The organism is Marinobacter confluentis, assembly GCF_004785685.1.
Lineage (GTDB): Bacteria > Pseudomonadota > Gammaproteobacteria > Pseudomonadales > Oleiphilaceae > Marinobacter > Marinobacter confluentis.
Genome location: NZ_SRPF01000004.1, coordinates 221,184 through 234,219, shown reverse-complemented (window position 1 = coordinate 234,219; position 13,036 = coordinate 221,184). Strand labels below are relative to the sequence as shown.

7 protein-coding genes are annotated in these 13,036 nt (G+C 60.6%); all 7 read left to right on the top strand.

Translation table 11 applies throughout. From position 1 onward, the window contains the following. Positions 1-4: 4 nt before the first annotated feature. The 7 genes from tssH to E5Q11_RS14085 all read left to right on the top strand — a co-directional run bounded on the left by tssH (position 5) and on the right by E5Q11_RS14085 (position 13,034). Entirely contained in the window at positions 5-2,647 is a 2,643-nt protein-coding gene (gene tssH / locus E5Q11_RS14115) for a type VI secretion system ATPase TssH (RefSeq protein WP_191964434.1), read from the top strand. A 176-nt stretch (positions 2,648-2,823) separates the two neighbouring features. Continuing rightward, positions 2,824-4,389 (top strand): sigma-54 interaction domain-containing protein, encoded by a 1,566-nt coding sequence (locus tag E5Q11_RS14110; RefSeq protein WP_135804085.1) that lies wholly within the window; start codon positions 2,824-2,826, stop codon positions 4,387-4,389. Positions 4,390-4,433: 44 nt separating this feature from the next. Further along, positions 4,434-5,042 carry a type VI secretion system-associated protein VasI gene (gene vasI, locus E5Q11_RS14105; RefSeq protein WP_225314912.1) on the top strand — a complete coding sequence of 203 codons (609 nt, stop codon included), beginning with the start codon at positions 4,434-4,436 and terminating at the stop codon, positions 5,040-5,042. A 10-nt stretch (positions 5,043-5,052) separates the two neighbouring features. Continuing rightward, positions 5,053-6,492 (top strand): type VI secretion system protein TssA, encoded by a 1,440-nt coding sequence (gene tssA / locus E5Q11_RS14100; protein WP_135804083.1) that lies wholly within the window; start codon positions 5,053-5,055, stop codon positions 6,490-6,492. Positions 6,493-6,515: 23 nt separating this feature from the next. Next, positions 6,516-10,112 (top strand): type VI secretion system membrane subunit TssM, encoded by a 3,597-nt coding sequence (tssM, locus tag E5Q11_RS14095; RefSeq protein WP_168215667.1) that lies wholly within the window; start codon positions 6,516-6,518, stop codon positions 10,110-10,112. Positions 10,113-10,186: 74 nt separating this feature from the next. Next, positions 10,187-12,259, top strand: a complete 2,073-nt coding sequence (locus E5Q11_RS14090) for a type VI secretion system Vgr family protein (protein WP_135804081.1) — start codon at positions 10,187-10,189, stop codon at positions 12,257-12,259. Next, positions 12,252-13,034, top strand: a complete 783-nt coding sequence (locus E5Q11_RS14085) for a DUF4123 domain-containing protein (protein WP_135804080.1) — start codon at positions 12,252-12,254, stop codon at positions 13,032-13,034. Before E5Q11_RS14090 ends, E5Q11_RS14085 begins: the two co-directional genes overlap by 8 nt. Positions 13,035-13,036: the final 2 nt, after the last annotated feature.

The following is a 13,036-nucleotide window of genomic DNA, read 5'->3' as shown; positions in this document are numbered from 1 at the left end:
CACTGTGATTCGGGTAGAACTACCGGCGCTTATCGGGCGCCTAAACGAGATTTGCCGCCAGGGCCTGGAAAGCTCAGCGGCGCTGTGCATCAGCCGCCAGGGCGCGGAAATTACACCCGCGCACCTGCTGTTCAAATTGCTGGACACGCCGTTTTCCGACGTCCGCCAGATTCTGGAAAACACCGAGGTGGATCACCTGACGCTGCAGCCGGTGATCGGTGACAGCCTCAACGGCGAGCGCCAGACGGCCGAACCCTATCCGTCTTTCTCGCCGCTGCTGATTGATCTGCTGCAGGACGCCTGGCTGGTCGCCTCCACCGAACTGGGCCACACCAACCTCCGTTCCGGCGCCATCCTGCTGGCACTGCTGCTGAATGCAGACCGTTACCTGATGCCAGAAGTCAGCCAGCGCCTGAAAGACATCAACCGCGAGCAGCTTCGCCGTCAGTTTGACCGGATGACCAAAGGCTCTGTTGAACAGCCCCGAGCCGAAGACGGCCCGGCGGAAGGCGCCCAGGTCCAGGTGGATATGGACCCGCTGAAGCGCTACGCCACCGACTTTACCCAACGGGCCCGGGACAAGAAACTCGACCCGGTAGTCTGCCGGGACGCGGAAATCGACCAGATGATCGACATTCTCTGCCGTCGCCGCAAGAACAACCCGATTGTGGTGGGCGATGCCGGCGTAGGCAAAAGCGCCGTGGTCGAAGGCCTGGCCCAGCGCATCGTCAACGGTGACGTACCGGAGCGCCTGGCCAAAGTAGAACTCTGGACCCTGGACATGGGCGCCCTGCAGGCAGGTGCGTCAGTCAAAGGCGAGTTCGAGAAGCGCCTGAAAGGCGTGATCGAAGCGGTGAAAAGCTCGCCCACGCCCATCATCCTGTTTATCGACGAAGCCCACACAATGATCGGCGCTGGCAACAGTGAAGGCGGCTCTGACGCCGCCAACCTGCTCAAGCCCGCCCTGGCCCGCGGCGAACTGCGCACTATCGCGGCGACCACCTGGCGCGAGTACAAGAAATACTTCGAAAAAGACCCGGCCCTGAGCCGTCGCTTCCAGCCCGTGGCGCTGGACGAACCGAGTCCAGAGCAGGCGGTTCATATCCTGCGTGGCCTGCGCACGGTTTATGAACAGTCCCACCAGGTCCTGATCGCCGACAGCGCCCTGAAGGCCGCTGCCGAAATGTCCGCCCGCTACCTGGCCGGTCGCCAACTACCGGACAAGGCCATCGACGTACTGGACACCGCCTGCGCCCGGGTCAGCCTGAACCTCAGCACGCCACCCCGCCGCCTGAGCCACGTGCGCAGCGAACTGCACCAGCTCGCCATGGAACAGGAACTGATGACCCGGGAACATACCCTGGGCCAGACCGTGGATCTGACCCGCGAAGCGGAACTGGTCGAGCGCCTGGAAATTCTGGGAACCGAAGCTGCCAACCTTGAGCAGCGTTGGGAAGACCAACGCCAGCTGGTCGCACGACTGGTCGAAATCCGCCAACAGCTGCTAGCGGACGATGTTGCCGACGCTGGTGACGCAGAAACGACCGTTGAAGAGGGGCCGGAAACCGCCGAGGAAACCCCGGACCTGAAAAGCGAGGCCGCTGCCATTGAACAGGAACTGACAGAACTGCAGGCCGACGAACCCCTGGTCCACGCCCGGGTAGATGCTCGCCAGATCGCCGAAGTCATCGCCGACTGGACCGGCATCCCGGTCAACCGCATGACCGCCGACGAGCTGGAAAAAGTCACCCATCTGCCGGCCTACCTGTACCAACACATCAAAGGCCAGGACACCGCCATTCAGGCCTTGCACCAGCACCTGCTCACCGCCCGCGCTGACCTGCGCCGCCCCGGCCGCCCCATGGGCGCCTTCCTGCTGGCAGGCCCGAGCGGCGTCGGTAAAACGGAAACGGTCGTACAACTGGCTGAACTGCTCTACGGCGGCCGCCAGTTCCTGACCACCATTAACATGTCCGAATACCAGGAAAAGCACACCGTCTCCCGCCTGATCGGTTCGCCCCCTGGCTACGTCGGATTCGGCGAAGGCGGCATCCTCACCGAAGCCATCCGCCAGAAGCCTTATTCGGTGGTGCTGCTCGACGAAGTCGAAAAAGCCCACCCGGAAGTCCTCAACCTCTTCTACCAGGCCTTCGACAAAGGCGAACTGGCAGATGGTGAAGGCCGGTTGATCGACTGCAAAAACGTCGTCTTCTTCCTCACCTCGAATCTGGGCTACCAGACCATCGTGAAAAATGCGGACGAGCCGGAGAAAATCGAAGAAGCCCTGTACCCGGAACTCGCCGACTTCTTCAAACCGGCCCTGCTGGCTCGAATGGAAGTGGTACCTTACCTGCCGCTGGGCGAGGAAACTCTCAACCGCATCGTCGCCGACAAACTCGACCGTCTGGCTACCCAGATTGGTGAGCGTTACCAGGCAGAGGTTGAACTGGAAGAAGGCCTGGTCGAAGCCATCCGCAGCCGTGCAACCCGAAGCGAAAACGGTGCACGGATGCTGGAATCGATTATCGAAGGTGAGCTGTTGCCGCCGGTATCGCTGGCGCTGCTGGAGAAGCTGGCAGCACGGGAGCCGGTGGCAAAAGTCACGCTTGGTGTTGATGAAAACAGATTCACTGGGGTTGTTGTCTGAGGACAACTGAAACGGAGCGTAGCCTGCGGGGTGGTTATCCAAAACCTTGCGGAGCCATGGATGGCGGAGCAGAGCGTACAGGGATGTATTCACAGCGTGTTTTGGATAACCACCCCGCAGGATGCGCGGTTGGCGAACTCCAAAAAAACCTTACAGGGAAAGGAAAAATGGGACGGATGCAAACGGAGTTGCACACCGGCATAGACCTGGCGGTTGAACTGCTCCGGCAGGACAACCTGCCAACCCTGCTGAATGTCGCCTCGCGGCAACTGCAGAACACCTTCGGCCTCACCCGCTGCTGGTCACTGGAACTCGACCTCAGCGGCCGAACCCTCCACTGTGCCGCACTGGGCGAACAGGGCGAATTCGACTGCGGCGACTTCAGCCACCCCTTTGCGCACCTGATTCAGCAAGGCAAAGCCCGGGAACTGTCACGGGCCGCCAGCTACCGCCTGGACCATGAAGGCTTCCAGGCCATGGTCGACGCCAGCAACCGCCCGAGATCATTCTGGCTGGAACCTATTAAAGGTGAAGACGGCCGCACCCTGGGCATCCTGGTGCTGTGCAACGAAGAGCCCGAATGGGAAGGCATCACCGCCCAGCCCCTGTATCGCGGTCTGTTGACCCTATTGTCCCACCAATGGGTCAGCCAGCTAAGAAGCAGCGATCAGGTCTGGCAGCGCCGATTGCTCAAGCGATCACTGGACAACCTGCACGACGCCGAATCCATGCGCCAGAGCTGTGAACAGCTGTCGGAAACCCTGGTGGGCAACTCCATGGCCATGACCGACCTGCGCTCACAGATCGTCCGCGCCGCCGGCAGCCAGCTTTCGGTTCTGGTGCAGGGTGAAACCGGCTGCGGCAAAGACATCGTGGCCCAGGGCATCCACCAGTTCTCCGACCGCAAAAACGGACCCATGGTGGTGGTCAATTGCGCCGCCATCCCGGATACCCTGCTGGAAAGTGAACTCTTCGGCCACACCAAAGGTGCGTTTTCCGGCGCCGACCGTGCCAAAGAGGGCCTGCTGGCCCAGGCCAATGGCGGCACCCTGTTTCTGGACGAAATCGGCGATATGCCCATGGCACTGCAGTCAAAACTGCTGCGGGTTCTGGAAAGCCGCCGCTTCCGGCCATTGGGAGCCCAGCAGGAACAGCATTCCGATTTCCGCCTGGTTGCGGCTACCCATCAGCCGCTGAACGAATGCATCGAAGACGGTCGCTTCCGCCGGGACCTGTTCTTCCGCCTCAGCCAGTTCCCGCTGCGGGTGCTGCCACTGCGGGATCGTCCGGACGACCTGGAGCCCCTGTGCCGGCATTTTATCCGGGAATACACCGCCCGCGAAGGCGCTGGACCCATGGGTATCAGCAGCCATGCACTGAAACTGCTTGCCGGCTACAGTTTCCCCGGTAACGCCCGTGAACTCAGAAATATCGTTGAATTTGCCTGCCTGCAAACGCCGGTGGGTGACGACATCCAGCCGGAAGTGCTGCGGCTGGACGAACTGTTTCCGACCCAGGAAAGCTGCTTCGGCGAACCGGCGCTGGCCGACGGCCTGGCAGGCATTCCAACGGCTGAGGAAGTGTTTGACCTGCGGGCGGCGTCCCAGGCCTACGAAGCAGCCATCATCCGGGAGCGTTTGCGCCAGTACGGCGGCAACCGCGCGCAGGCGGCCGACAGTCTGGGCCTGCCCAAACGCACCCTGGCCCATAAATGTTTGAAGTATCAGGTAACAGAAGTATGAATCCGTTCATTCAAAGTTGTCATCTAAGTTGGGTCGCAGGTGCTGTGTTCCTGGCCGTTGTCGGGACTGCATCGGTTCAGGCCGACACCAGCGGGCAGCTTTCAGACGCCCGGGATTGCACCGCCGAAGCCCAGAGGCTTGAAAGACTGGCCTGTTTTGATGATGTCTTCGGCACGCCCATTACCGTGGCTTTTGCCGAGGATTTCAGCGGCCAGCAGCCGGAGCGCTGGCGCCAGGCGTTCGCCCAGGAACAGCGCCGTCGCCCCGACGACGGCCCGATCTACCGCAACACCGGCCAGATCTCCGGGCACCTGATGACGCTCAGCGCATTGGGTTCCGCGCCCCCGCGCCCGCTGTTGGCCATTCAGTGCCACAACAACATCACTGAGCTGACCGTGATGCTGCCGGAAGATATTGACGATGAGCCGCTGACCCTGGATTTCGGGCAGGGCAAACAGAAGTGGCGGGTGCGGGATAACGGCTATGTGGTTAGCGGTGGCCGTGGCCTACCGGCGATCCGCACGATTCTGGATATGTCGAAAGCCAGTGATGTCACCGTGGCGTCGTCCAACAGCCGTATCGACGGACTGGTGTTCGACCTGACCGATTTTGGCAGCACACTCAGGCCGCTGCGCGAAGCCTGCGGCTGGTAAGGGATTCATCATGCAAGCAGTAGAGCAGCATCCTTACGTAGAGCCGGTACTGGCAAAGCTTCCCGGTGAGCATCCGGCAGGCGATAGCCTGGCTGAAGACGCCACCATGGAGTACCTGGAAAACGAGATCATGAAGGTGGGCTCCCTGGCCCACACCGGGGTTGAGTGGTCGAAGGTGGAAAGTGAGTCTTTGCGCCTGCTGGCGGATACCAGCAAGGACCTGAAAGTGCTGGGGTTCCTGTTGATCTGCCTGCAACGGGGTGGGGACGGTGAACGGTTTGCGCTGTCACTGTATCTATTGAATCAGGTGCTTGATGCCTGGTGGGATGACGCCTGGCCGTATCCCGGCGACAAGGGCAAACGCGCGCGCAAGATGCTTTTCAATCAGATGCTCCAGCGGTCCCTGAAAGAAATCAACACCGTGTCCTTTGACCCGGGCGTGGGTGACGGTCGGGACTATTGTCTGGCGCTGCTGACGAAACTGGATCAGCAGGCGAAAGAACGCGAATTACCCGACGACGGCCTGTTCAGCCTTCGCCGGGCGGTGGAAAAACTGCCGTCGCCCGCCGAGGCCCCCAAGCCTTCGGCCTCGCCAGCTCAGGAATCTACATCGGCTGCGACCAGTCAGAGCCAGGAAAACCAGAACCAGGGCAGCAGTGCCGGAGCGGTTTCCCTCGGCAGCCTGACACTGGACTCGTCCAACGAGAGGGCCATGCGCCAGAGCCTGCTTAAAGTGGCGGACCTGCTGACGGAACTGACGCCGTCGGAACCCCTGGGTTACCAGCTTCGGCGTTACGCCCTGTGGCAGAGCATTACCTCGGTGCCGCCGACCCGCGATGGCGTGAAAACCGACCTGGCCGCGGTCAGCGCTGACCGGGTGGCAGATTATCGCGAAGCCCTGGACAAGGCGCCGGATAAAGCCCTTTGGCAGCGCGTTGAACAGAGCCTGTCGGTCAGCCCGTTCTGGCTGGAAGGCCACTGGCTCAGCGCCCAGGTGGCCAGTGCTCTGGGGCATCACGATTGCGCCGAGGGCATTCGCCAGCAGGTAAAGGCATTCGTGGATCGATTACCGGAACTGGCGGATACCACCTTCAACGATGGCACCCCCTTTCTGCCCAAGGCCGCCGCCGACTGGCTGTTCAGCGGCCCGGCGAAAGGTGGTGTAGGCGGTGGCGCCAGCCCCTGGGAAAGCGCCTACGAAGACGCCAAAGGCGCCCTGGAACAGAAAGGTCTGGCCCCGGCCATGCAGTTGTTGGAAGAAGGACTTGAGAGCGCCCGGGAACCCCGGGACCGCTTCTACTGGCGCCTGATGAGCAGCCAATTGATGAAAGACAGCGGCATGAAAAGCCTGGCCAGGCAGCAGGTTCAGGATCTGAGGGAACAGACCCGCGACATGCAGCTGAACGACTGGGAACCCGGACTTATTGCCCGCCTGGACCGGCTGGCCTGACAAACACGAATTATCTGACAGGAATGGACACCATGTGGAGACACGCCCTACTCATCGGACGCCGGATTTTGCCTTATCTGCGCAGTGCCGCGCCTATCACCCTTGCATTGGGGGTAGTTGTGCTGCTGGTTGCCACCTGGTGGCTGGGCCCACGCCTGGAAATCGGTGGAGAATATCCGCTGGCAGCCTGGCAGATGCGGGCGCTGGTCACCCTGGGTGTGGTGCTGCTGGTCGCCATGATCTGGGGCATGGTTCTGGCCCGCAAACTGGGGAAGGTCAATGCCGAAAAGGCCGAAGAAAAGCAGGAAGAGGAAGACCCCATCCTGCCGCTGGAGCGCCGCCAGCAGCGACTGCTGGACAAGCGGTTGGCAGAACTGAAGAAAAATCTGCCCGGGCGCAAAGGCGTCTACAGGCTGCCCTGGTATCTGGTGATGGGCCTGGAAGATGCGGGCAAAAGCAGCCTGATCCAGCGTTCAGGCCAGACCTATACCCTCACCAACGTTACCCGTAACGCCCGCACCGAGCGCAATCCCTATGGCTTTGAATGGTGGGTTGGCGACAATGGCGTACTGATCGATCCGGACGGTGAACTGCTGAGCCAGGATGCCGGCAAGGGCAGTGCCGGCAGCGAAATCCAGCAGCGCCTGTGGAATCATTTCCTGGGCTGGCTGGAAAAGAATCGCCCCCAACGCCCGCTGAACGGCGTGGTGCTGACCGTGGACCTGGCCCGCTTCTGCAAAGGCACGACTGCCCAGCGCCAGGCGCAGGCCATTCTGCTGCGTACCCGCCTGCGGGAGCTGATGGAGCAACTGGGTTCCCGGTTGCCGGTATACATTACCTTCACCAAGCTGGACCTGATGTACGGTTTTGCACCCTTTGCCAAAACCCTGAGCAAAGCGGAAAAGGAAGATCCACTCGGCTGCACCTTCAACATGGAAGGTCAGCAGGACCCGGACGATTGGCTGACAGAATTCGAGGCAACCTTCACCACCATGGTGGAGCGCTTGAATGATCGGCTTCCCGATGTGCTGGCGGCCACTCGCGATGCCGAGGAACGAGCGGCGGCCTATTCTTTCACTCGCCAGCTGGCGGGCCTGAAACCGGCGCTGGAGCGATTCCTGGCGGATATGCTGTCGGCGGATGCCTTTTCTACTCCCGCTCTGGTGCGCGGTGCCTATTTCACCTCTGTGGTCCAGGAAGGCGTTCCGGAAGATGCCTTTGTATCCGCAGCTGCGGACAACTACGGCCTGGCCGAGCCGATCCAGCCGGCCCAGCGCGGCGGCCAGTCGTCCAGCCTGTTTGCCGGGACGCTGTTCCCGAAGGTGATTTACCGCGAAGCCGGCCTGGCTGGAGACAACCGCAAGGTCACGGCCCGTCGTCGTCGCGGACTTGCCGTGGCTGCCGTGGTGGCGGTGGCGTCTGGTATCGGTATGACAGCCGGTTGGCAGCACTATTTCATCAAGAACGCCAACGCGGCTCAGGCTGTGGAAACCGGTGTGGAAAGTTTTATCCGCAACTGGCGCCCCACCGGCTACGAGCCGGATACCACCGGCCGCAGCCTGCTGGAGCCGTTGGACCAGCTACGGGAAGCAACCCTGGCGTTCGGCGACTACCGCAGCGAACCCGCAATGATTGCGGACATGGGGCTATACCAGGGCCATAAAGTGGGTCCGGAAGTGGAGAAGTCCTATCTTGATATTCTGGCCTACCAGTTCATGCCCGCGTTGATGCTGGGCGTGATGGAAGAAATGGGCGAAGCCCCGGACCTGAGTTCCGAGCGCCTGGATCATCTGCGGGTGCTGCGCATGCTCTACGACGCCAGCGGTCGCCGTTCCGATATTGTTCGCAGCTATATGCAGGACTACTGGCAGAATGCTTTTCCCGCCCAGCGGGATCTACAGCAGCGGCTGGTCAGCCATCTGGATTACGCTCTGGCCCACACCGACCTGAATGCCAGGGTGCAGAATGGAGACTCCACCGCAGATATGGCACTGGCGCCATTCCGGGGCAGTGTCCAATGGGCCCAGCAGGAGCTGGGGAGCATTGCAACTCCAGAGCGGGTCTACCGTGACCTGGAAATCGAGGCGGCGCAGAATTTCCGCTCGCCCCTGGACCTTGCCCGGGAATCCGGGCCTGCATTCAGCACCGTGTTTGTCCGGCTTGATGAATACGGCGATCCTCTGGGTGAAGAGGTAATGCCGGAGCAGGACCCGGTGCGGATTCCATCCCTGCTGACCCGCGAAGGCATGGACTCCTGGTTCCTGCGCAAATCGGATTCTGTGACCGAACTGGCGTTGATCGACGCCTGGGTTCTGGGCCGCCGTTCGGACGTGGATTTCAGCGAGATAGACGAAGCCCGCCTGCGGACCGAGCTGCAACTGATTTACGCCGAGCAGTACGCCACCCGCTGGCGTGAAGCCCTGAGCCGCCTGGACATCCAGAGCTTCAGCGATCTTAACCATGGCGTTCGTGTGCTGGAGAGCCTTACCAGCGGGCACGAACCCCTGAACCAGTTGTTGGCCAACGTCACCACCAACACCCGGCTGATTCCGGGTGGATCAGAGTCCGCGGAAGCAGCGAGAAAGGTAATGGAGCAGTCTGCGCACTTCCAGATGATCCAGAACATTGAGCGGCAGTTTACCGACCTGAACGAACTGCTGGAACGTGAGGGAGACGAGCCCAGCCAGCTGGATCAGGTGATGGAGGTGGTCGAGAGTCTCCATATCTATATGCGCAATATCCAGGAATCGCCGGATCGCGGCAAAGCAGCACTGTCAGCGGCCAGGGCGCGGATGGGGCTGCAAGGGGTAGACCCGATCTTTACCCTGCAGCGGGTTGCCGCCAATCAGCCGGCTCCGCTTGATCGCATGCTGGAAAAACTGGCTTCAGAAAGCTGGCGGGTGGTGCTTGACCAGGCCGTGGCACAGCTGGAACGCCAGTGGTACCAGGAGGTTTACCAGCCGTTCCAGCAAAGCCTGGCCCGCCATTATCCGTTTAATCAGGGCGCTGGCCGTGATGCGGCGCTGCAGGATTTCGAGCGTTTCTTCGCACCAGAGGGTGTTCTGGACCGATTCTACGCGGATAATCTCAAGCTGTTTCTTGAAGATCACCCGGAACATATTGCCGGTTCCCAGCGGGCAAGCCTTGTGCGCAAGGACGTGGTCCGGGCCCTGGAACAAGCCGAAGAAATCCGGCGGGCCTTCTTTACGCGTAGCGGGTCACTGGACGTCGAGTTCGCACTTGAACCGCTGCACCTGTCCTCCAATAAACGACGCAGCGTAATGAACGTTGACGGCCAGTTGGTGGAATTCAGCCATGGCCCAAGGCAGAGCATTCCGCTGGTGTGGCCGAACACACTGCGGGATTCGGTAGAAAGCCGCGTCACCCTGGTGCCGACGGAAGTGAACCGCTCGCCCAGAAGTATTTCGGAGAACGGCCCCTGGGCACTGTTCCGGCTGCTGGACGAAGCGGACATCACCGGCGTGAGCAGCAGTGCGGTAGATGTGCGCTTCGCTCTGGATGACGGCGAAATGCGTTATCGTTTGCATGCGGGCAGTAATACCAACCCGTTCACACAGCAGCTATTGTCGGGGTATCAGATACCGCGCAGTCTGTATTAAAATGCGAGCCGCTGGCGGTCAACAGGACGTTGCTCTGCTGGCGGCTCGCTTTTCAAACTTCAAGGACCGAAGACATGCCCCAGGCAAGTGGACTGCAGTTCACCGCCACCATTGGCGGACTCCCCCGGGATTTTTTCAGCGTCGTCGGCTTCGAGCTGACCGAAAGTCTGTCGAGCCTGTTTGTCGGCCGGCTGGACCTGGCCAGTACCTTTTCCGACATTTCTGCGTCTGACGTACTGGAACAACCGGTTGACCTGGTGGTCTGGCAGCACGGCGAACCTTTGCGCCGCTTCACCGGCGTGGTCAACGAATTCGCCCGGGGCGACACCGGCCACCGCCGTACCCGCTATGAAGTCATCATCCAGCCGCCGCTGTGGCGTTTGGGCCTGATGCACAACAGCCGCATCTTCCAGACCCAGACCACCGACGCCATTGTAAAAACCCTGCTGGAAGAGCGGGGCATCATCGACACCACCTTCGATCTGAAAAGGGTTCCCGAAGAACGGGAATACTGCGTCCAGCATCGGGAAAGCGATCTCTCGTTTCTGGAAAGATTGGCTTGTGAGGAAGGCTGGCATTACCGATACAGCCACGGCGACGTCAACGGCGAAGAACAACCCCAGCTGATCATCGCCGATCATCACGGCGATGCCCCGAAGCTTCCAGATTCCGAATACAACGCCAAAGCCGGCGGCAGCACCCAGCAACCGGCCATCTTCCGGTTCAGCTATCAGGAACGGGTCAGAGCCGCCTCCGTGGCCATGAAGGACTACACCTTCAAAAACCCCGCCTACGCCCTGATGCACGAACACCAGGCCGATAAGCTGGACGCCCAGCGGGAAGACTACCAACACTACGATTACCCCGGCCGATTCAAAGCCGACGCCAGCGGCCAGCCGCTTACCGAATCCAGGTTGGATGGCCTTAGAAACGACGCCAGCACCGCCACCGGCAAAAGCAACCGCCCGGACTTCACCCCCGGCGCCAAGACCGAACTCACCGAACACGACAACGACACCCTGAACCGGGAATGGCTGTTCACCAGCATTACCCACAAAGGCGAACAGCCCCAGGCTCTGGAAGAAGAGGGGGGCAGTGGCCCCACCACCTATCACAACGACTTCCAGGCCATCCCGGCAGACCGCAGCTGGCGGCCAAACCCCAACACCATCAACCGCCCAATTATGGACGGCCCTCAGATCGCCATCGTCACTGGCCCGGACGGGGAAGAGATTCACTGCGATGAACACGGGCGAGTCAAAGTCAGATTCCCCTGGGATCGTTATTCAAAAAACGACGAACACAGCAGCGCCTGGCTGCGGGTCAGCCAGGGCTGGGCCGGCGGCCAGTATGGATTCATGGCCCTACCCAGAATCGGCCACGAAGTCATCGTCTCCTTCCTGGACGGCGACCCGGACCAGCCCATCATCACGGGCAGAACCTATCACGCCACCAACACGCCGCCCTATGCGCTGCCAGAACACAAAACCCGCACTACCCTGAAAACCCAGACTCACAAGGGCGAGGGCAGTAACGAACTGAGATTTGAAGACGAAGCGGACAAACAACAGATCTACGTCCACGCCCAGAAAGACCTGGACCTGTTGACGGAGAACAACCGCACCGAAGTCATCAAAAACGACAGCCACCGCACGGTGGAGAACAACGACTTCAGCCACGTCAAAGCCAACCAGCACAGTACGGTGGGTGGTGAAAAGCGGGAGTCTATCGGCGGTGATTGTAGTCTGAACATAGGCGGAACTTTCCACCAAAAATCCGGCAGCGGCACGCTAAGCGAGGCCGGTACGGAAGTCCACCACAAAGCAGGTAATAAGGTGGTTCTGGATGCGGGTGCTGAGCTGACTATTTCTGCGGGTGGTAGTTTGTTGAAATTGGATCCGAGTGGGGTGACGCTGTCTGGGCCCGGCATAAAGATCAACTCTGGTGGAGCGCCGGGTAGTGGTTCGGGGCAGGGTGTGATGATGCCGGGTATGCCTCAGGACCTGGAAGGGTTGGTGCACGAAGCTGTTGAACCTGCAAGACTCGCAGAAGTGCCTCTCACTACGCCACAACTCAATAATCTCATGTCGGATGCACCTTTCTGTGAGGAATGTGTGAAATGCCAGGACGGGGTCTGTGATGTCTGATCCGTCTGGTTTCCGGGAACAGTTGCAGGCCGCCAGCCAGGCACTCGACAACCGGGGTGCCCTGTACCTGGTCCTCAGTGGCACCAGTGAAGCAAAACCGGTACGACATTTCTACGGGACTGATGGCCTGACGGCCGTCCCTCTATTCCAGGGTACGCCATATGCGGGTTGGCACGAAGTGATGCCCTTCCTCGTCCAGGTGACTGACACAAGTGGGTTTCTGGATTGGGTAGATGATACCGATGCAGCCGATTGGGGGTGGGGGCTTATCAGTGATGCCACACTGGGCGAAGTGTTCGGGCATGTTCGAAGCCTCACGAAAATCCTGCTGCCGGATGGGAAGGAGGTGTTCTTCCGCTACTGGGACCCACGCTACCTTGGCGCCCTTCTCTCGGGTGTTGAAGATACCTGTCGCGCCAATCTGATGGGGCCTGCTCAATCCATCGTTCTGCCGGACGGCGAGGTGATAAATCATCCAGGCACGCCGGGTAATGCAACGCCAGCCCCGGAATTTCCCTGGTTCTCCCTGTCGGCTGAAACCCTTAAAAAGATTGCTGTTCTTTGCTGGAGCCGGTTGGTGGACAACACCATTTCTGCCCTTGGCAAGAAAAAACACTCGCCCCTGATCCAATATCCGGGGCCTGTTGCCCGTCAGAAAGTCGAGCGTCAATTGCGGCGGCTGACCAGTGGTGAGGCCGTTACCGAACTCTCTCCTGAACACGTACAAACCATACACCATGCCCTGCTGCACGAGGCATCCCGGGGCACATACTGATT

Coding starts and splice junctions, on each gene's coding strand:
- E5Q11_RS14110 (WP_135804085.1), top strand. CDS start 2,824: ATGCAAACGGAGTTGCACACCGGCATAGACCTGGCGGTTGAACTGCTC.
- tssA (WP_135804083.1), top strand. CDS start 5,053: ATGCAAGCAGTAGAGCAGCATCCTTACGTAGAGCCGGTACTGGCAAAG.
- tssM (WP_168215667.1), top strand. CDS start 6,516: ATGGACACCATGTGGAGACACGCCCTACTCATCGGACGCCGGATTTTG.
- E5Q11_RS14090 (WP_135804081.1), top strand. CDS start 10,187: ATGCCCCAGGCAAGTGGACTGCAGTTCACCGCCACCATTGGCGGACTC.
- E5Q11_RS14085 (WP_135804080.1), top strand. CDS start 12,252: ATGTCTGATCCGTCTGGTTTCCGGGAACAGTTGCAGGCCGCCAGCCAG.